Origin of the sequence: Pseudomonas sp. 58 R 12 (assembly GCF_900005865.1) — a bacterium.
In the GTDB taxonomy this organism is placed as follows: domain Bacteria; phylum Pseudomonadota; class Gammaproteobacteria; order Pseudomonadales; family Pseudomonadaceae; genus Aquipseudomonas; species Aquipseudomonas tritici.
In genome coordinates this window covers 14,769-33,548 of sequence record NZ_CVTP01000016.1, presented here as the reverse complement: position 1 = coordinate 33,548, position 18,780 = coordinate 14,769, and the positions used below count along the sequence as shown (strand labels likewise).

At 61.0% G+C, this 18,780-nt stretch carries 19 protein-coding genes; 15 read left to right on the top strand and 4 right to left on the bottom strand.

Translation table 11 applies throughout. The annotated features are described in order from the left end of the window. Positions 1–9: 9 nt before the first annotated feature. Entirely contained in the window at positions 10–984 is a 975-nt protein-coding gene (locus tag BFP95_RS09495) for an alpha/beta hydrolase family protein (RefSeq protein WP_065909913.1), read from the bottom strand. Between the two features lie 77 nt (positions 985–1,061). Between BFP95_RS09495 and BFP95_RS09490 the strand changes: the two genes are divergently transcribed. From BFP95_RS09490 to BFP95_RS09425, 14 genes are all read left to right on the top strand, one after another. Beyond that, on the top strand, positions 1,062–3,056 hold the full coding sequence (locus BFP95_RS09490) for a PAS domain-containing sensor histidine kinase (RefSeq protein ID WP_065880131.1): 1,995 nt from the start codon (positions 1,062–1,064) through the stop codon (positions 3,054–3,056). A gap of 18 nt (positions 3,057–3,074) precedes the next feature. After that, positions 3,075–3,704 (top strand): response regulator, encoded by a 630-nt coding sequence (locus tag BFP95_RS09485; RefSeq protein ID WP_049711271.1) that lies wholly within the window; start codon positions 3,075–3,077, stop codon positions 3,702–3,704. 214 nt (positions 3,705–3,918) lie between these two features. Next, positions 3,919–5,031 carry an ABC transporter ATP-binding protein gene (locus BFP95_RS09480; RefSeq protein WP_065871779.1) on the top strand — a complete coding sequence of 371 codons (1,113 nt, stop codon included), beginning with the start codon at positions 3,919–3,921 and terminating at the stop codon, positions 5,029–5,031. A 44-nt stretch (positions 5,032–5,075) separates the two neighbouring features. Further along, complete coding sequence (locus BFP95_RS09475; protein WP_065871778.1) at positions 5,076–6,116, top strand: ABC transporter substrate-binding protein; 1,041 nt, start codon at positions 5,076–5,078, stop codon at positions 6,114–6,116. A 213-nt stretch (positions 6,117–6,329) separates the two neighbouring features. Next, on the top strand, positions 6,330–7,577 hold the full coding sequence (locus tag BFP95_RS09470) for an ABC transporter permease (RefSeq protein ID WP_065880128.1): 1,248 nt from the start codon (positions 6,330–6,332) through the stop codon (positions 7,575–7,577). A gap of 12 nt (positions 7,578–7,589) precedes the next feature. Beyond that, positions 7,590–8,414, top strand: a complete 825-nt coding sequence (locus BFP95_RS09465) for an ABC transporter permease (RefSeq protein ID WP_003176462.1) — start codon at positions 7,590–7,592, stop codon at positions 8,412–8,414. Between the two features lie 202 nt (positions 8,415–8,616). Beyond that, positions 8,617–9,765, top strand: coding sequence for an iron-containing alcohol dehydrogenase (locus BFP95_RS09460; RefSeq protein ID WP_065871775.1), 1,149 nt, complete (start codon positions 8,617–8,619; stop codon positions 9,763–9,765). A gap of 84 nt (positions 9,766–9,849) precedes the next feature. Then, on the top strand, positions 9,850–10,524 hold the full coding sequence (rpe, locus tag BFP95_RS09455) for a ribulose-phosphate 3-epimerase (protein WP_034101050.1): 675 nt from the start codon (positions 9,850–9,852) through the stop codon (positions 10,522–10,524). Then, positions 10,521–11,339, top strand: coding sequence for a phosphoglycolate phosphatase (locus BFP95_RS09450; protein WP_065909911.1), 819 nt, complete (start codon positions 10,521–10,523; stop codon positions 11,337–11,339). Before rpe ends, BFP95_RS09450 begins: the two co-directional genes overlap by 4 nt. A 70-nt stretch (positions 11,340–11,409) precedes the next feature. Further along, a complete protein-coding gene (gene trpE, locus BFP95_RS09445; protein ID WP_065871773.1) occupies positions 11,410–12,891 on the top strand; it encodes an anthranilate synthase component I in 1,482 nt (493 codons plus the stop codon). A gap of 9 nt (positions 12,892–12,900) precedes the next feature. Next, positions 12,901–13,494 carry an aminodeoxychorismate/anthranilate synthase component II gene (locus BFP95_RS09440; protein ID WP_049711280.1) on the top strand — a complete coding sequence of 198 codons (594 nt, stop codon included), beginning with the start codon at positions 12,901–12,903 and terminating at the stop codon, positions 13,492–13,494. 9 nt (positions 13,495–13,503) lie between these two features. Continuing rightward, positions 13,504–14,553: an anthranilate phosphoribosyltransferase gene (trpD, locus tag BFP95_RS09435; RefSeq protein ID WP_049711281.1), complete on the top strand. Its 1,050-nt coding sequence runs from the start codon at positions 13,504–13,506 to the stop codon at positions 14,551–14,553. Further along, entirely contained in the window at positions 14,550–15,386 is an 837-nt protein-coding gene (gene trpC, locus BFP95_RS09430) for an indole-3-glycerol phosphate synthase TrpC (RefSeq protein WP_065871771.1), read from the top strand. Before trpD ends, trpC begins: the two co-directional genes overlap by 4 nt. A 175-nt stretch (positions 15,387–15,561) precedes the next feature. After that, positions 15,562–16,257 (top strand): lipoate--protein ligase family protein, encoded by a 696-nt coding sequence (locus BFP95_RS09425; protein WP_065881616.1) that lies wholly within the window; start codon positions 15,562–15,564, stop codon positions 16,255–16,257. Here BFP95_RS09425 and crp read toward each other — a convergent pair. Continuing rightward, entirely contained in the window at positions 16,254–16,898 is a 645-nt protein-coding gene (gene crp, locus BFP95_RS09420; RefSeq protein ID WP_065871978.1) for a cAMP-activated global transcriptional regulator CRP, read from the bottom strand. The genes BFP95_RS09425 and crp overlap by 4 nt on opposite strands. Positions 16,899–17,144: 246 nt before the next feature. Here crp and BFP95_RS09415 point away from each other — a divergent pair, with 246 nt between their 5' ends. Next, the gene (locus BFP95_RS09415; RefSeq protein WP_005792019.1) at positions 17,145–17,567 is read left to right on the top strand and encodes an OsmC family protein; all 423 of its coding nucleotides are present in this window, start codon (positions 17,145–17,147) and stop codon (positions 17,565–17,567) included. Between the two features lie 70 nt (positions 17,568–17,637). Here BFP95_RS09415 and coq7 read toward each other — a convergent pair whose 3' ends face one another. Both coq7 and BFP95_RS09405 read right to left on the bottom strand, forming a co-directional pair. Beyond that, the gene (gene coq7, locus BFP95_RS09410) at positions 17,638–18,285 is read right to left on the bottom strand and encodes a 2-polyprenyl-3-methyl-6-methoxy-1,4-benzoquinone monooxygenase (RefSeq protein WP_065871769.1); all 648 of its coding nucleotides are present in this window, start codon (positions 18,283–18,285) and stop codon (positions 17,638–17,640) included. 116 nt (positions 18,286–18,401) lie between these two features. Beyond that, complete coding sequence (locus BFP95_RS09405) at positions 18,402–18,740, bottom strand: histidine triad nucleotide-binding protein (protein ID WP_003194682.1); 339 nt, start codon at positions 18,738–18,740, stop codon at positions 18,402–18,404. Positions 18,741–18,780 lie beyond the last annotated feature (40 nt).

Genomic DNA, 18,780 nt, shown 5'->3' with positions numbered 1-18,780 from the left:
AATCCGGTTTCAGTCAGCTGTCGCCTGCGGGCTCAACCACCCGCGAATCCGTCGATACAACTGCTCCTGCTCAGCCGCGCTGTTGCCGGGCAAGGCTGTCAACAACACCTGTTTATAACCGTCATTCTTCAAACGCTTGGCCGCCTGGGCGCGGGCCAGGGCGTTTTTGCGTAACTGCGGGTCATCTTGATAGAACACATCGGCGGTCGGCAGCTTCAGGCCGGGGGCCAGCTGCTGGATGTCCGGATGGCGCCCGGTTGGCGTCTGCGCCGCGACCATGACGAACTTCTGCACTTGGGACGGCTGCTTCTCGCTCAAATAACGCGCCGCCCACCAGGCGCCGGTGCCATGGCCGACCAGCACCACACTGCGCGCGCTCTGGGTCTGGGCGAAGGCCACGGCAGCGTCGATGCGGGCAAAAATGCGCGAAGCATCGGTTTTGTCCTGCTCATCGGACCCAGGAACCACTGCCGGGTCAGTGCCCTCGGCCTCAGCGCTGGCAGCCTGTTCGATGGGTTTGTCGGCGGTGCTCGCTTCCTTGCTGCTGGTATCGACGGTGGCCTTGGGCGCTTCCATCACGCGCGGCGGCAGGGTATCCACGCTCACGTCCGGCAACGACAGGCTGAGGCTACCCCAGTTGGCATCCGGCAATTTGTGCCGCAACGGACTGATCGCTTGCGGCCAGTCAGCATTCTCGCCGGCGCCCGGTACGATAATCACCACACCTTCGGGTTCGGCACTGTTGGCCGGTTTCCACAGGGCGAGGAATGAATCGCTGCCTGCCTGCAATTGTTGCTGCTCCTGTTGCGGGATTTTGCGTTCCAGGGCGCTGGCTTCTGCGAGGCTGCGCTCAGGCAAAGGCTGGCGCTCGACGGGTTTTTCTGCGGCAGGCTCAGGGGCGTCAGCGGCCTGTACAGAAAAGGCACTGGTAAAAAGCAGCGACAGGCACAATGCTGGCAGTGCCGAACGGTGGAAAAAGGGCATCGTTAATTCCCGGCCAGAAGTGATTCCAGCAGCCTAATGGGTTGGTCAGTGTTTGTCAGTGATGTGAGACGTGGATCATGGGTTTTCGCTGTCTGCTGGTTATCGGCTGTTTGTGCCTTGCCTTGATGGCAAACGCCGCCCCTGCGCCCGCCGTTCCCCAGGCGCAGCTTGATGTGCAGCAACGCGAATGGCTGGCCCAACACCCGGAGCTGCGGGTGGGCCTGGTGTTGCAGGCACCTTACGCGCAATACGATCGGCGTTTGCAGCGGCTGTCCGGGGCCAATGTCGAGTTGATGCAAGGGTTGGCCAAGGCGCTGAACATCGAGCTGACGTGGCGTAACTTCCCCAATCAGGAGCAGTTGGAGGCCGCCGTACGCGACGGCGAAGTGGACATCGCCCCCGGCCTGCAACAAACCCCTGCCGGTTTGCGTCTGTGGTTGTTCACCGACCCTTATATGCGCGTGCCGCAGCACATTGTCGGTATCCGCGATGGCGGTGGGGCCGTGGAGTTGGAAAAACTCGATGAGCAGTCCCGCGTCGCCGTGCGCATGCCCAGCGCCGTGGCCGATTACCTGCGCAGCACCTATCCCGGCCTCAACCTGCAAGGCGTGCCCATGGAGCGCCAGGCTCTGCAGTTGCTGGTGAGCCAGCAGGCACGCTACGCGGTGGTGGACGAAGCGCAATTGAGCCGTTTGTCCGGCGAAGCGGAATTCGCCGGGCTGGCGGTGGTGGGCGATATTGGCCTGCCGCAATTGCTGCGGGTGGCTACGCGGCGGGAATGGCCAGAGTTGGCCAGCATCATGGAAAGCGCCTTGCGCGCCATCCCAGCCCGCGACCTGGACCAACTGCACAGCCGCTGGCTGCAACCCAAATACCCACACCTCACAGAATCCCCAGGACTGTGGCAAAACCTAAGCCTGTTGCTGAGCTTGTTGTTGCTCGCCAGCCTGGCCACTGTGTTCTGGCAGCGTCGCCAGCAGCGGGTGCTGGAACACGGCTTGCTGGCCGCCCGCGAAGAAAGCGCGGCCCGCGCCGCCGGTGCCGAAGCCTTGCGCTTGACGCAGTTTTCCATCGACCAAAGCACTGTCGGCATCCTCTGGGTCAACTGGGACAGCCATGTGCGCTACGCCAATCGGGCGGCCGAAAGCATGCTCGGCTACGGCCCCGGTGCGTTGATCGAGCGGCCGTTGGTCGACCTTGATCCAAGCCTGCATATGGACCGCTGGCTCAACCTGTGGAAGCGCGCGCGGGCCAGCGAAGACGGTCCGCAGAATTTCGCCACCGATTGCCTGCGTGCAGACGGCAGCATCCTGCCGACAAACGTGTCCTTGAGCTTCCTGCGTTTTGCCGAGGCCGAATACCTGGTGGTCTACCTCAACGATGTCACTGAGCTACGCCGTACCCTGGCGGCCTTGCTGCAAAGTGAAGCGCAATTGCGCGAGCTGTCCGCCCACCTGGAAACCGTGCGCGAAGAAGAAAAGGCGCGCATCGCCCGTGAGGTGCACGACGAACTTGGGCAAATGCTCACGGTGCTCAAGCTCGAGACCTCAATGTGCGAGCTGAGCTATGCGCAACTCGACCCTGGTTTGCATGATCGCTTGAACAGCATGAAGCGCCTGATCGCGCAGCTATTCCAACTGGTGCGCGATGTGGCGACGGCGCTGCGCCCGCCGATTCTCGATGCCGGCATTGCCTCGGCCATCGAATGGCAGGCCCGGCGCTTCGAAGCCCGCACGCAAATTCCCTGCCTGGTACAAGTCCCGGATAACCTGCCGGCCCTCAGCGATGCCAAGGCCATTGGCCTATTCCGGATCCTGCAGGAGGCGCTGACCAATGTGATGCGTCATGCCCAGGCGCATACTGTGGAGCTGACCCTCGCCGTCGAGGGCACCGATTTGCGGCTGACCATCAGCGACGATGGCGTCGGTTTCGTCCAGGCCCAGGGGCGCCCGGTGTCGTTTGGCCTGGTGGGCATGCGCGAGCGGGTGCTGATCATGGGCGGGCAACTGAGCCTGGACAGCGAATTGGGGGAGGGCACCACCCTGAGTGTCACGGTGCCGTTGGATGCATAACACCAAGAGGAAGTCCCTGTGATCCGCGTACTGGTAGCTGAAGACCACACCATCGTTCGTGAAGGCATCAAGCAATTGATCGGCCTGGCCAAAGACCTGTTGGTCGTTGGCGAAGCGAGCAATGGCGAGCAACTGCTGGAGACCTTGCGCCATGTGCCGTGTGAAGTGGTGTTGCTGGATATCTCAATGCCTGGCGTCAACGGCTTGGAGGCGATTGCTCGCATCCGTGCGCTGAACAATCCGCCGGCGATCCTCGTGCTGTCGATGCACGACGAAGCGCAAATGGCCGCCCGTGCCTTGAAGGTCGGCGCCGCGGGTTATGCCACCAAGGACAGCGATCCGGCGCTGTTGCTCACGGCGATTCGCAAGGTGGCGGCCGGTGGGCGTTATATCGACCCGGACCTGGCCGACCGCATGGTTTTCGAAGTCGGCCTCACCGATACCCGGCCGCTGCACTCGCTGCTGTCGGAGCGCGAGTTCTCGGTATTCGAACGCTTGGCCCAGGGCGCCAACGTCAACGATATCGCCCAGCAGTTGGCGTTGAGCAGCAAGACCATCAGCACCCACAAGGCGCGGTTGATGCAAAAACTCCATATCACTTCGCTGGCTGAACTGGTGAAGTACGCCATGGAGCACAAGTTGTTGTGATGACATGCCTGTTTGCGACTACCGGTGAGAGGCGCTGAACCCATTCCCGGCGCATGGCGCCGTTGCACTGTCCCATCCCCGCCATCGGTGTAGGGCGATCCCTACCCCAAACCTTCCATCCGGCTGATGCGATTCTCTCCTGGCCCCCGATTTCCGGGGGCTCGCGCCTGGACTACGCTTGTCTCACAGCAGTCCAAAATACAAAGGTGCGGGTATGAGCGAGGTGGATTCAAATGATGTGCTGGTCAGCTTTCGTGGCGTGCAGAAGAGCTACGACGGCGAGAACCTGATCGTCAAAGACCTCAACCTGGAGATTCGCAAGGGCGAGTTCCTCACCTTGCTCGGGCCTTCCGGTTCGGGCAAGACCACCAGCCTGATGATGCTGGCCGGCTTTGAAACGCCGACGGCAGGCGAGATCCAGCTGGCCGGTCGCTCCATCAACAACGTGCCGCCGCACAAGCGCGACATCGGCATGGTGTTCCAGAACTACGCGCTGTTCCCGCACATGACCGTCGCCGAGAACCTGGCGTTCCCGCTGTCGGTGCGCGGCTTGAGCAAGACCGATATCAGTGAGCGGGTCAAACGCGTGCTGAGCATGGTCCAGCTCGACGCCTTCGCCCAGCGCTACCCGGCGCAACTCTCCGGCGGCCAGCAACAGCGCGTGGCCCTGGCCCGTGCGTTGGTGTTCGAGCCGCAGCTGGTACTGATGGACGAACCTCTCGGCGCCCTCGACAAGCAACTGCGCGAACACATGCAGATGGAGATCAAGCACCTGCACCAGCGCCTCGGCGTGACCGTGGTGTACGTGACCCACGACCAAGGCGAAGCGCTGACCATGTCCGACCGCGTGGCGGTGTTCCACCAGGGCGAAATCCAGCAGATCGCCGCGCCGCGCACCTTGTACGAAGAACCGAAGAACACCTTTGTTGCAAACTTCATCGGCGAGAACAACCGCCTCAATGGTCGCCTGCACAGCCACACCGGCGAGCGCTGCGTGGTGGAGCTGGCACGTGGCGAGAAGGTCGAGGCACTGGCGGTCAACGTCGGCCAGATCGGCGGCCCGGTGACCCTGTCGGTGCGCCCGGAACGCGTCAGCCTCAATGGTTCCAGCGAAAGTTGCGTCAACCGCTTCTCTGGGCGGGTGGCGGAATTCATCTACCTGGGCGACCACGTGCGTGTGCGCCTGGAAGTCTGCGGCAAAGCCGATTTTTTTGTGAAACAACCGATTGCCGAGCTGGACCCAGCATTGGCGGTCGGCGACGTGGTACCGATTGGCTGGCAAGTCGAGCACGTTCGCGCACTCGACCCACTTCTAGAGGCGAATTGATCGCCCCCATGGCTTCACCAACCCTGCACGTGGAGAGAACAACAATGTTGAGATCCCTTAAATATTCAGCCCTGGCCTTGAGCTTGATGGGCGCGACACAGGCCATGGCAGGCCCGGACCTGACCGTCGTGTCCTTTGGTGGCGCGAATAAGGCCGCTCAGGTCAAGGCTTTCTACGCACCGTGGGAGAGCGCGGGCAACGGCAAGATCGTCGCCGGTGAGTACAACGGTGAAATGGCTAAGGTCAAAGCCATGGTCGACACCAAGAGCGTGTCCTGGGACCTGGTGGAAGTGGAATCCCCGGAGCTGTCCCGTGGCTGCGACGAGGACATGTTCGAACCGCTGGACCCGAAACTGTTCGGCAATACCGCCGACTACGTGAAGGGCGCCATTCAGCCTTGCGGCGTGGGCTTTTTCGTATGGTCGACCGTGCTGGCCTACAACGCTGACAAACTGACCTCCGCGCCAACCAGTTGGGCGGATTTCTGGGACACAAAGAAATTCCCCGGCAAGCGTGGCCTGCGTAAAGGCGCCAAGTACACCCTGGAATTCGCTTTGATGGCCGACGGCGTCGCGCCGAAGGACGTCTACAAAGTGTTGGCCGGCAAAGATGGCCAGGACCGTGCGTTCAAGAAACTCGACGAACTCAAACCGTCGATCCAGTGGTGGGAAGCGGGTGCACAACCGCCGCAATACCTGGCCTCGGGTGACGTAGTGATGAGCTCGGCCTACAACGGTCGCATCGCCGCTGTGCAAAAAGAAAGCAACCTGAAAGTGGTGTGGAACGGCGGCATCTACGACTTCGACGCATGGGCCATTCCTAAAGGCCTGGCCAAGGACCGTGCCGAAGCAGCGAAGAAATTCATCGCGTTCTCGGTGCAACCGCAGCAGCAGAAGATCTACTCGGAAAACATCGCCTACGGCCCGGCCAACACCCAAGCCGTACCGTTGCTGGCCAAGGACATCCTCAAGGATATGCCGACCACCCCGGAGAACATCGCCAACCAGGTGCAGATCGACGTGAGCTTCTGGGCGGATAACGGTGAGCAGCTCGAGCAGCGCTTCAATTCCTGGGCTGCCAAGTAACACCGCCTGCTGTGGTGGATAGGCTTGTTGTAGTGAGCGGGCTTGCCCCGCGCTGGGCTGCGAAGCAGCCCCAAACCAGGCACTGCATTCTGTCTGACGGAAAGCGGTGACTGTAATAGGGGCTGCTTCGCCGCCAGCGCGGGGCAAGCCCGCTCACTACAAATCAGAGCCCAGCCATAGGTGTAGTCTTTTTTCAGATTTTCGGAGTCAGCCATGGCCATCGCCGTTCCCTCGAACGAGGTCAACAGCCCCACCCTCAAGCAGCGTCTTGCGCGTGCCGAGCGGCTTAACCGCTGGAAGGCCCAGGCCTTGATTGCGCCTCTGGTGCTGTTTTTGCTGCTGGTGTTCCTGGTGCCGATCGTTGCGCTGCTCTACAAAAGCGTGGGCAACCCGGAAGTGGTGGGCGGTCTGCCGCGCACCGTGGTGGCGGTGACGGCCTGGGATGGTCGCGGCCTGCCGGGCGAGCCGGTGTACCAGGCCCTCAGTGAAGACCTGGGCGAAGCGCGCAAAAACCAGACCCTGGGCGATCTGTCAAAGCGCCTGAACATGGAACTGGCCGGCTACCGCAGCCTGCTGACCAAAACCGCGCGGGCGCTGCCGTTCAGCGAAACGCCGGCCTCTTATAAAGAAGCGTTGGAAAACCTCGACGAACGCTGGGGCGACCCGGCGTACTGGCAGGCGATCCGGCGTAACACCAGCAGCCTGACGCCGTTCTATTTGTTGGCGGCCGTCGATCACCGTATCGATGACCTCGGCGAAGTGGCGCCGGCCACGCCAGACCAAGCGATCTACCTGGACATTTTTGCGCGCACCTTCTGGATGGGTCTGGTGATCACCACCATCTGCCTGCTGCTGGCTTATCCCTTGGCCTATTTGCTGGCCAATTTGCCGGCGCGTAAAAGCAACTTGCTGATGATCCTGGTGTTGCTGCCGTTCTGGACCTCGATCCTGGTGCGGGTAGCGGCATGGATCGTACTGCTGCAATCCGGCGGCCTGATCAACAGTGCACTGATAGGCATGGGCCTGATCGACACACCTCTGGAACTGGTATTCAACCGCACCGGGGTCTACATCTCCATGGTGCACATCCTGCTGCCGTTCATGATCTTGCCGATCTACAGCGTGATGAAGGGTATTTCGCCCACTTATATGCGTGCAGCGATTTCCCTGGGCTGCCATCCGTTCGCCAGCTTCTGGCGCGTGTACTTCCCGCAGACCTACGCCGGCGTGGGCGCCGGTTGCCTGTTGGTGTTCATCCTGGCAATTGGTTACTACATCACTCCGGCGCTGCTCGGCAGCCCGAACGACCAGATGGTCAGCTACTTCGTGGCGTTCTACACCAACACCAGCATTAACTGGGGCATGGCGACGGCGTTGGGCGGCTTGCTGCTGCTGGCGACCGTGGTGCTGTACCTGATCTACAACCGGCTGGTGGGCGCCAGTCGCCTGCGCCTGAGCTAAGGAGACCTTGCGATGCTGAGCCCTTATATGTCGCCCGTTGAGCGGGTCTGGTTCTACAGCTTGCGGATCCTCTGCGGCTTGATCCTGTTGTTTTTGATACTGCCGGTGCTGGTGATCATCCCGCTGTCGTTCAACAGCGGCAGTTTCCTGGTGTACCCGCTGCAAGGCTTCTCGCTGCAGTGGTACCACGACTTCTTCGCCTCGGCCGAGTGGATGCGTGCACTCAAGAACAGCATCATCGTTGCGCCAGCGGCCACGGTGCTGGCCATGGTGTTCGGCACCTTGGCAGCGATTGGCCTGACCCGTGGGAATTTCCCCGGTAAGGCGCTGGTTATGGCGCTGGTGATTTCGCCGATGGTGGTGCCGGTGGTGATCATTGGCGTGGCCAGTTACCTGTTCTTTGCGCCACTGGGCCTGGGCAACAGCTTTTTCTCGCTGATCGTGGTGCACGCGGTGTTGGGCGTGCCATTTGTGATCATCACCGTGTCGGCGACCTTGCAGGGGTTCAACCATAACCTGGTGCGGGCGGCGGCCAGTCTCGGTGCTTCGCCATTGACCGCGTTTCGCCGGGTGACCTTGCCATTGATCGCACCAGGGGTGATTTCCGGGGCGCTGTTTGCTTTCGCTACTTCGTTTGATGAGGTGGTGGTCACGCTGTTTCTCGCCGGCCCCGAGCAAGCGACCCTGCCGCGCCAGATGTTCAGCGGCATCCGCGAAAACCTCAGCCCGACGATTGCTGCTGCGGCGACCTTGTTGATTGCCTTCTCGGTGTTGCTGTTGCTGACCCTGGAATGGCTGCGTGGGCGAAGCGAGAAACTGCGTACTGCGCAGGTCTGATGCCACACAGAAATCAAAATGTGGGAGCGGGCTTGCTCGCGAACGCGGTGTGTCAGCTAAACATTTAGTGACTGACAGACCGCATTCGCGAGCAAGCCTGCTCCCACATTGGTTCTGTGTCTATTCAGTTGCTGAATGCAAGACAACCAGCCTCAATCAGCTACTCTTGTCCCAGCCCATTTCCGAATAAGAGGCCGCGCACATGAGTACTTCCTCATTCAAGATCGCCCATAAACTGCTGACCGGCGCGGGCGCCATCGAACAACTGGCCTTTGAGCTCACGCGCCTGGATGTGGATAACCCGCTGATCGTCACCGACGCCGCGCTGGTCAAGTCCGGCACCGTGGCGTTGGCACTCGAACACCTGGGCGAACGCAGCTATGAAATCTTCGACCGCGTGCTGCCGGACCCGGAAATCGCCATTGTCGAAGATTGCATGCGCGTCTACCGCGACGGCGGGCATGACGGCTTGATCGGCCTGGGCGGCGGCAGTGCCATCGACATTGCCAAAAGCGTGGCCGCCTATGCCGGCTACCACGGCGCCCTGGCGGACTTGTTCGGCGTCGACCAGGTACCGCGCAAGGGGCCGCCGCTGATCGCGATTCCCACCACAGCCGGCACCGGCTCGGAAGTCACCAATGTGGCGATCCTCTCCGACAAGGTCGCGCAGCTGAAAAAGGGCATCGTCAGCGATTATCTACTGCCGGATGTGGCGCTGATCAGCCCGCAAATGACCCTGACCTGCCCGCGCAGTGTCACCGCCGCCAGCGGCGTGGATGCGCTGGTGCATGCCATTGAATCCTACCTGTCGCTGAACGCCTCGCCGATTACCGATGCATTGGCCATTGGCGCCATCAAGCTGATTGCCAACGCGTTGCCCAAGGCCTACGCCAACCCGGCTAACCTGCAGGCCCGCGACGACATGGCCACCGCCAGCCTGATGGCGGGCATGGCCTTTGGGAATGCCGGGGTCGGCGCGGTGCATGCATTGGCGTACCCGCTGGGTGGACGTTTCAATATCGCCCATGGCGTGAGCAACGCGCTGTTGCTGCCCTATGTCATGCACTGGAACAAGTTGGCCTGCGTGGAGCGCATGCAGGACATTGCCCAGGCCATGGGCGTGAATGTCACGGGGTTGAGCGTCAACGATGCCGCCGACCAAGCCGTCGAGGCAATGACGCGGCTGTGTGCCGCTGTCGAGATCCCGGCGGGGCTCCACAGTTTCGGGGTGCCTGAGGACGCCATCCCGGCCATGGCTGTTGAAGCGGCGGGGATTGAACGGCTGATGCGCAACAACCCGCGCAAGCTCAGCGCAACCGATATCGAGAAAATCTATCGGGCCGCGTACTAGCCATTGAGCCAGGTCACGGTGCGCGCGGCAAAGCATGAGGTATACAATGCGCGCCATCGTGATTTAGCTCAAAAAAGGTGCGTCATGCAGCCCTTCGTCATTGCTCCATCGATTCTCTCCGCCGATTTCGCCCGCCTGGGTGAGGAAGTGGACAAGGTGTTGGCCGCCGGTGCCGACTTCGTACACTTCGATGTCATGGACAACCACTACGTGCCCAACCTGACCATCGGCCCGATGGTCTGCGCCGCGCTGCGCAAGTACGGCATCACTGCACCCATTGATGCACACCTGATGGTCAGCCCGGTGGACCGCATCATCGGTGACTTCGTGGAAGCCGGCGCGACCTACATCACTTTCCACCCGGAAGCCTCGCTGCACGTCGACCGTACCTTGCAACTGATCCGCGAAGGCGGCTGCAAGGCGGGCCTGGTGTTCAACCCGGCCACCCCGCTGGACGTGCTCAAATACGTGATGGACAAGGTCGACATGGTCCTGCTGATGAGCGTCAACCCAGGCTTCGGCGGGCAGAAGTTCATCCCCGGCACCCTCGACAAACTGCGCGAAGCCCGTGCGTTGATCGACGCTTCTGGCCGTGACATCCGCCTGGAAATCGACGGCGGGGTCAACGTCAATAACATCCGCGAAATCGCAGCGGCTGGCGCCGACACCTTTGTGGCCGGCTCGGCGATCTTCAACGCGCCGGACTACCAGGAAGTCATCGCCAAGATGCGCGCCGAATTGGCGCTGGCACGTCCGTGAGTGGCTTTGAGCAACTGTTCCCCGGCAAATTGCCACGGCTGGTGATGTTCGATCTGGACGGTACCTTGATCGACTCGGTGCCCGACCTGGCGGCGGCGGTGGACGAGATGCTGCTCAAGCTGGGACGCAAGCCCGCCGGGATCGAGTCGGTGCGCGAGTGGGTGGGCAACGGCGCGCAGATGCTGGTGCGCCGGGCGTTGGCCGACAACATTGATGCCCAAGGGGTGGATGAGGTGGAGGCCGAACACGCCCTGGAACTGTTCAACGCCGCCTATGAAGACGGCCACGAACTGACCATGGTTTACCCCGGCGTGCGCGACACCCTCAAGTGGCTGAGCAAGCAGGGCGTGGAAATGGCCCTCATCACCAACAAGCCGGAACGCTTCGTCGCGCCGCTGTTGGACCAGATGAAAATCGGCCGGTATTTCCGCTGGATCATCGGTGGCGATACCTTGCCGCAGAAAAAACCCGACCCGGCGGCGCTGTTTTTCGTGATGAAAATGGCCAATATCCCGGCCTCGCAGTCGCTGTTTGTGGGTGATTCGCGCAGTGATGTGCTGGCGGCAAAGGCCGCGGGCGTGCAGTGTGTGGCCCTCAGTTACGGCTACAACCATGGCCGGCCGATTGCCGAAGAGTCGCCTTCATTGGTAATTGATGACCTGCGCCTGTTAATCCCCGGTTGCTTGGGAGCGGGCGCTGAGATAACGTTGCCCGATACCGATCCGTCCCCTTCTGGAAATTCCATCGTGGTGGTCACTCGCAAACTCTGGATGAAAGTCATCAAGGCCCTGGCCCGCTGGCGTTGGCGCGCCTGACTGATCCTGGCCGCGCTATGCGGCACGTTTGCATACCTGACTGTTAGACCCTCAAGCCACGAGGCACATCATGACCCGCGAAGAATTCCTGCGTTTGGCCGCTGCCGGCTACAACCGCATTCCCCTGGCCTGCGAAACGCTGGCCGACTTCGACACGCCGCTGTCGATCTACCTGAAACTGGCCGACGAGCCCAATTCCTACTTGCTCGAGTCCGTACAGGGCGGCGAGAAGTGGGGCCGTTACTCGATCATCGGCCTGCCGTGCCGCACCGTGCTGCGTGTGCACGACCATCATGTGAGCATTACCCATGATGGCGTCGAGATCGAAAGCCACGATGTAGAAGACCCGCTGGCGTTCGTCGAGGCGTTCAAAGCGCGTTACAACGTGCCGACCATCCCGGGTCTGCCGCGTTTCAACGGTGGCCTGGTGGGTTACTTCGGTTACGACTGTGTGCGTTACGTGGAAAAACGCCTGGGCAAGTGCCCGAACCCGGATCCATTGGGTGTCCCGGACATTCTGCTAATGGTCTCCGACGCGGTGGTGGTGTTCGACAACCTCGCCGGCAAAATGCACGCGATTGTGCTCGCCGACCCGGCCCAGGCCGACGCTTTCGAGAGCGGCCTGGCCAGCCTCGAAGCGCTGCTGGAAAAACTGCGCCAGCCGATCACCCCGCGTCGCGGCCTGGACCTCAGTCGTCCACCGGCAGCCGACCCGGTTTTCCGCTCCAGCTTTACCCAGGATGACTACGAGCGCGCCGTCGATACCATCAAGGAATACATCCTCGCCGGTGACTGCATGCAGGTGGTGCCGTCGCAACGCATGTCCATCGACTTCAAGGCCGCGCCGATCGATCTGTATCGCGCATTGCGCTGCTTTAACCCGACGCCGTACATGTACTTTTTCAACTTTGGTGACTTCCACGTGGTGGGCAGTTCGCCGGAGGTGCTGGTGCGCGTCGAAGACAACCTGATCACCGTGCGCCCGATCGCCGGGACGCGCCCACGTGGCGCGACTGAAGAGGCGGATTTGGCGCTGGAAGAAGACCTGCTGAGCGACGACAAGGAAATTGCCGAGCACCTGATGCTCATCGACCTGGGCCGTAACGACACCGGGCGCGTCTCGGAAATCGGTTCGGTCAAGCTCACTGAGAAGATGGTGATCGAGCGTTATTCCAACGTGATGCACATTGTGTCCAACGTCACCGGCGAGCTGAAAGCCGGCTTGACGGCGATGGACGCACTGCGCGCGATCCTGCCGGCGGGCACCTTGTCGGGCGCGCCGAAGATCCGTGCGATGGAAATCATCGACGAGTTGGAGCCGGTCAAGCGCGGTGTCTACGGCGGCGCCGTGGGGTATTTCGCCTGGAACGGCAACATGGACACGGCCATTGCAATCCGCACGGCCGTGATCAAGGACGGGGAGCTGCACGTGCAGGCCGGTGGCGGGATTGTCGCCGACTCGGTGCCGGCCCTCGAATGGGAAGAAACCCTGAACAAGCGCCGCGCGATGTTCCGCGCCGTTGCGCTGGCTGAACAGACCCCCAATTCTTGAGGTTTCCCCATGTTACTGATGATTGATAACTACGACTCCTTTACCTACAACGTTGTGCAGTACCTGGGTGAGCTCGGTGCCGAGGTCAAGGTAGTGCGCAACGACGAACTGACCGTGGCTGAAATCGCTGCGCTGAATCCGGAGCGCATCGTGGTGTCGCCAGGCCCCTGCACGCCGACCGAAGCGGGTATTTCCCTCGAAGCGATCAAGTATTTCGCCGGCAAGCTGCCGATCCTGGGCGTGTGCCTGGGCCACCAGTCCATCGGCCAGGCGTTTGGCGGTGACGTGGTGCGCGCGCGCCAGGTGATGCACGGCAAGACCAGCCCGGTGTTCCATAATGACGTGGGTGTGTTTCACGGGCTGAACCTGCCGGTGACGGTAACCCGCTACCACTCGTTGGTGGTCAAGCGTGAAACCCTGCCGGAGTGCCTGGAACTGACCGCCTGGACCCAGCTGGAAGACGGCTCGGTCGACGAGATCATGGGCCTGCGCCACAAGACACTGAATATCGAAGGGGTGCAATTTCACCCCGAGTCGATCCTGACCGAGCAGGGCTACGAGCTGTTCGCTAATTTTCTCAAGCAGAGCGGCGGCACGCGCTAAGGACTTTCCATGGATATCAAGACTGCCCTGAGCCGTATCGTCGGCCATCTGGACCTGAGCACCGCTGAAATGAGCGATGTGATGCGCGAGATCATGACCGGTCAATGCACCGATGCGCAGATCGGCGCCTTCATGATGGCAATGCGTATGAAGAGCGAGAGCATCGACGAGATCGTCGGCGCCGTGTCGGTGATGCGCGAGCTGGCGGACAAGGTTGAGCTCAAGACCCTCGACGGCGTGGTCGACGTGGTCGGCACCGGCGGTGATGGTGCCAACATCTTCAACGTGTCGACGGCCGCATCGTTTGTGGTCGCGGCGGCCGGATGCACCGTGGCCAAGCACGGCAACCGTGCAGTGTCTGGCAAGAGCGGCAGTGCCGACTTGCTGGAAGCTGCCGGCATCTACCTGAACCTGACGCCGGTCCAAGTGGCGCGCTGCATCGATAACGTCGGCATCGGCTTCATGTTTGCCCAATCCCACCATGGCGCAATGAAACACGCTGCTGGCCCGCGCAAGGACCTCGGCCTGCGCACCCTGTTCAACATGCTCGGCCCGCTTACGAATCCGGCCGGTGTGAAGCACCAGGTGGTGGGCGTATTCAGCCAGGCGCTGTGCCGGCCGTTGGCGGAAGTGTTGCAGCGCATGGGCAGCAAGCATGTGCTGGTGGTGCATTCCAAGGATGGCCTGGACGAATTCAGCCTGGCGGCACCGACCTTCGTGGCGGAGCTCAAAGATGACCAAGTCACAGAGTACTGGGTCGAGCCGGAAGATTTGGGCATGAAGAGCCAGAGCCTGCACGGCCTGGCAGTGGAAAGCCCGGCGGCGTCCCTCGAGCTGATCCGCGATGCCTTGGGGCGTCGCAAGACCGAGAATGGTCAAAAAGCCGCTGAGATGATTGTTTTGAATGCTGGCGCGGCACTTTATGCAGCCGACCATGCCTATAGTCTTAAGGAAGGGGTCGCCTTGGCCCACGATGCGCTGCACACCGGCCTGGCTCGCGAGAAGCTGGAAGAGCTGGGAGCATTCACCGCGGTATTCAAGATGGAGAATGAAGGATGAGTGTGCCAACCGTTCTGGAAAAGATCCTGGCGCGCAAGGCTGAAGAAGTCGCCGAGCGCCGCGCCCGAGTGAGCCTCGCCGAACTGGAAGCTCAGGCAAAGATCGCTGATGCGCCGCGTGGCTTCGCCAATGCGCTTATCAAGCAGGCCAGGGAAAAGCAGCCCGCCGTCATTGCTGAAATCAAAAAGGCTTCGCCCAGCAAGGGCGTGATTCGCGAGATCTTCATTCCTGAAGACATTGCCAAGAGCTATGAGAAGGGCGGGGCCACCTGCCTGTCAGTACTGACCGATATCGACTACTTCCAGGGTTCCGACCTGTTCCTGCAGCAAGCCCGCGCCGCGTGCAAGTTGCCGGTGATCCGCAAGGACTTCATGGTCGACCCGTACCAGATCGTCGAAGCCCGTGCGTTGGGCGCTGACTGCGTGTTGCTGATCGTTTCCGCCCTGGATGACGTGAAGATGGCCGAACTGGCGGCCGTGGCCAAAAGCGTCGGCCTGGATGTGTTGGTGGAAGTGCACGACGGCGATGAGCTGGAACGCGCACTTAAAACCCTCGACACACCGCTGGTGGGCGTCAACAACCGTAACCTGCACACCTTCGAAGTCAGCCTGGAAAACACACTGGACCTGCTGCCGCGAATTCCGCGCGACCGATTGGTGATCACCGAGAGTGGCATCGCCAACCGTGCTGATGTGGAGTTGATGGAGATCAGTGGTGTGTATTCGTTCCTGGTGGGTGAGACCTTCATGCGTGCCGAGAACCCTGGGGCGGAGTTGCAGCGTCTGTTCTTCCCGGAGCGTGGTGTGGCGGTCAGTGGTTCGACATTAGACTGACGTGAACACGGTCAGGATTTGAAGTGCGGTCTAAATGTGGGAGCGGGCTTGTGTGGGAGCTGGCTTGCCTGCGATAGCATCACCTCGGAGTAACTGAAGGACCGAGGTGCCTGCATCGCGGGCAAGCCCGGCTCCCACATCTGGTTTTGTGTTTACCTAGGGATATAGGTGTTTGATGGCTAAGCCGGTGTCGATGACTGTTGAAGCTGGGCTGGCCGCCGAGCAAGCCTTGCTGGCAGCCGTTTGCGCTGGTGAGCAGGAATTCGGCCTGCTGTTCTGGCAACCCAGCGATCAAGCCTTGGTGATGCCGCGTCGTTTAAGTCGGCTGCCGGCGTTCGAAACCGCCAGCCAGGTTTCGGCCGCCGCCGGTTGGCCTGTATTGCTACGCGAGACCGGTGGTGAGCCGGTGCCGCAATCAAGTGCCACGGTCAATATCGCCCTGGTCTACGCGCCACCGCGCAGCGAGGGCGATCAGAACCGCATCGAAACCGGCTACTTGCGTTTATGCCAGCCGATCTGCGACTTGCTGATCGAGCTGGGTGGCGACGCCTCTGTCGGCGAAATCGACGGGGCATTTTGCGACGGTCGCTACAACGTCAACCTTAACGGCCGCAAAATGGTCGGCACCGCGCAGCGCTGGCGCCAAAGCGGTGGCCGCCCGGTGGGGTTGGTGCACGGTGCCTTGTTGCTGGATAACGACCGGGATGCGTTGATCGCGGCGGTCAACCGCTTCAACGAAGCCTGCGGTCTCGAGCAGCGGGTTCGCGCCGACAGCCATATCGCTCTGCACGAAGCCTTCCCAGCACCGGATGCGATCAGCCGGCTGGATACCTTGTATCGTCAAATGCTGGCCAGCGTCCTGCCGGGTTAACGGGTGCCGAACACCACCATCGTCTTGCCTTTGACGTGCACCAGACTGCGCTCTTCCAAGTCCTTGAGCACGCGACCGACCATCTCCCGTGAACAGCCGACAATGCGCCCGATTTCCTGGCGTGTGACCTTGATCTGCATGCCGTCGGGGTGAGTCATGGCGTCGGGCTGTTTGCACAACTCCAGCAGGCAGCGCGCTACTCGGCCGGTGACATCAAAGAATGCCAGGTCGCCGACCTTGCGCGTGGTGTCACGCAGGCGCTGGGCAATCTGCCCGCTGAGGGCGTAGAGGATGTCGGGATCCTGCTGGGCCAGTTCGCGGAATTTGGCGTAGCTGATCTCAGCCACTTCGCACTCGATCTTGGCACGCACCCAGGCGCTGCGTTTCTGTTCCTTGCCGGCTTGTTCGAACAGCCCCAGCTCCCCAAAAAAATCTCCGGTGTTCAGGTAGGCGATGATCATTTCGCGGCCGTCTTCATCCTCGATCAGAATGGTGACCGAGCCTTTGATAATGAAGAACAGTGTTTCTGAACGTTCGCCGGCGCAGATGATGTTGTGCTTGGCCGGATGGCGACGGCGCTGGCAGTGCATCAACAGTTTGTCGAGATTCTTGATCTTGGATATGGGAGTAAGGGCAACCATGGTTGTATCCCGAAAAAACTGCGCGAGGTAGTTGGAGTTGTTGTATTCGTCGGTATCGGCATTGATACACGTTGTATAAATGGTGGCGATGCGCCACTCATTTGGCGCCAGCTTAACAGACACATCCTGTCTCGATTAGCTCATTTTCAGCGCAAACCCTGCTATTGATCGCTTTTGCGTGAAACGCTGACGCGTGCGGGCCCTGTGCTAAGCTGGCGACCCTTTTTTAGCAGTGGAGTCTGGGCGATGAAGGCACGCATCCAATGGGCGGGCGAAGCCATGTTCCTCGGTGAGTCGGGCAGTGGCCACGTGGTGGTCATGGACGGCCCGCCGGAAGCCGGTGGCCGTAACCTGGGCGTACGCCCGATGGAAATGCTCCTGCTCGGTGTAGGCGGTTGCAGCAATTTCGACGTGGTCAGCATTCTGAAAAAGTCTCGCCAGGCCGTGGAAAGCTGCGAAGCCTTCCTGGAAGCCGAGCGCGCCACCGAAGATCCCAAGGTATTCACCAAGATCCATATGCATTTCGTGGTGAAGGGCCGGGCGTTGAAGGAAGCCCAGGTCAAGCGTGCTATCGAGCTGTCGGCTGAGAAGTACTGCTCGGCGTCGATCATGCTCGGCGCGGCCGGTGTGGCCATCACCCATGATTACGAAATCATCGAATTGGGCTGATCGCTCAATCGGCAGGCAAAAAGAAAGGGCGCTGTGACGGCGCCCTTTTTTTGGCCTGGATTTTATACGCTTAGATACGATAGGTGCTTTTGGTCATGACCTTGGCCAAGAGGCTCATGCCTAACCTTACCGGCGCCGGGAAGCGGAAACCGCCAGCATCCAGTGCGCTTTCGGCGTGGTGTTCTTCATCGATACGCATCTGCTCAAGAATCGCCCGGGACTTTTCGTCTTCCGCCGGCAGTTGTTCCAGATGCTCATCCAGGTGCTTGCACACCTGACGCTCGGTCGCCGCGACAAAACCCAGGCTGACCTTGTCGCTGATCAGCCCGGCAGCAGCGCCGATACCAAACGACAAGCCATAAAACAGCGGGTTCAGCACGCTGGGATGGCTGCCGAGTTGGCGAATGCGCTGCTCGCACCAGGCCAGGTGATCGATTTCCTCTTCGGCGGCATGTTCCATGGCGGCGCGTACCTGCGGCAACTTGGCGGTCAGCGCCTGGCCCTGGTACAGCGCCTGGGCACAGACTTCACCGGTGTGGTTGATGCGCATCAGGCCGGCGACGTGGCGGGTCTCGGTCTCACTCATCTGGGCGTCGGGGCGCACGATGGCGGGCGAGGGGCGATACGGTTGGCCGCTGAATGGCAGCAGCGTGCGCATGGCCGTGTCGGCTTGCAGCAACAAACGGTCAATCGGCGAGTAGTGACGTTGGGTAGTCATGCTGACCTCCGGGAAGAATCTCGGCGGCCAGTTTACCGCAAGAGAGGGGGAAGCGTTTGCGCCGCGTCAAGGGCATGGGGTCGCAGCCTGGGGCACGACCCTTGCTCGAGGGCCGATCAGCCCGGCGGCCAGTTCATCTGGCGCTGACCCAGCACGTGCATATGGATGTGATAAACGGTCTGCCCGCCGTCTTCGTTGCAGTTCATCACCACACGAAAACCTTTTTCGCAGCCTTGCTCAACGGCCAGGCGCTGGGCGGTGAACAGAATATGGCCTGCTAGGGCTTTGTCGTCTTCAGTCAGGTCGTTCAACGTGCGGATAGGTTTCTTAGGAATGACCAGAAAATGCACGGGTGCCTGCGGTGCAATATCGTGGAAGGCCAGGACCTGGTCATCCTCGTAGATAATCTTCGCGGGTATTTCTCTGTTGATGATCTTGGTGAACAGAGTATCCACAGCTGTTTCTCCATTATGAATGTGCAGGGTGAGTGTACTC

What these genes read in the sequence shown, in the direction of transcription:
- BFP95_RS09495 (WP_065909913.1), bottom strand. Translation starts at nt 984, where the DNA reads ATGCCCTTTTTCCACCGTTCGGCACTGCCAGCATTGTGCCTGTCGCTG.
- BFP95_RS09490 (WP_065880131.1), top strand. Translation starts at nt 1,062, where the DNA reads ATGGGTTTTCGCTGTCTGCTGGTTATCGGCTGTTTGTGCCTTGCCTTG.
- BFP95_RS09480 (WP_065871779.1), top strand. Translation starts at nt 3,919, where the DNA reads ATGAGCGAGGTGGATTCAAATGATGTGCTGGTCAGCTTTCGTGGCGTG.
- BFP95_RS09475 (WP_065871778.1), top strand. Translation starts at nt 5,076, where the DNA reads ATGTTGAGATCCCTTAAATATTCAGCCCTGGCCTTGAGCTTGATGGGC.
- BFP95_RS09470 (WP_065880128.1), top strand. Translation starts at nt 6,330, where the DNA reads ATGGCCATCGCCGTTCCCTCGAACGAGGTCAACAGCCCCACCCTCAAG.
- BFP95_RS09465 (WP_003176462.1), top strand. Translation starts at nt 7,590, where the DNA reads ATGCTGAGCCCTTATATGTCGCCCGTTGAGCGGGTCTGGTTCTACAGC.
- BFP95_RS09460 (WP_065871775.1), top strand. Translation starts at nt 8,617, where the DNA reads ATGAGTACTTCCTCATTCAAGATCGCCCATAAACTGCTGACCGGCGCG.
- rpe (WP_034101050.1), top strand. Translation starts at nt 9,850, where the DNA reads ATGCAGCCCTTCGTCATTGCTCCATCGATTCTCTCCGCCGATTTCGCC.
- trpE (WP_065871773.1), top strand. Translation starts at nt 11,410, where the DNA reads ATGACCCGCGAAGAATTCCTGCGTTTGGCCGCTGCCGGCTACAACCGC.
- BFP95_RS09440 (WP_049711280.1), top strand. Translation starts at nt 12,901, where the DNA reads ATGTTACTGATGATTGATAACTACGACTCCTTTACCTACAACGTTGTG.
- trpD (WP_049711281.1), top strand. Translation starts at nt 13,504, where the DNA reads ATGGATATCAAGACTGCCCTGAGCCGTATCGTCGGCCATCTGGACCTG.
- trpC (WP_065871771.1), top strand. Translation starts at nt 14,550, where the DNA reads ATGAGTGTGCCAACCGTTCTGGAAAAGATCCTGGCGCGCAAGGCTGAA.
- BFP95_RS09425 (WP_065881616.1), top strand. Translation starts at nt 15,562, where the DNA reads ATGGCTAAGCCGGTGTCGATGACTGTTGAAGCTGGGCTGGCCGCCGAG.
- crp (WP_065871978.1), bottom strand. Translation starts at nt 16,898, where the DNA reads ATGGTTGCCCTTACTCCCATATCCAAGATCAAGAATCTCGACAAACTG.
- BFP95_RS09415 (WP_005792019.1), top strand. Translation starts at nt 17,145, where the DNA reads ATGAAGGCACGCATCCAATGGGCGGGCGAAGCCATGTTCCTCGGTGAG.
- coq7 (WP_065871769.1), bottom strand. Translation starts at nt 18,285, where the DNA reads ATGACTACCCAACGTCACTACTCGCCGATTGACCGTTTGTTGCTGCAA.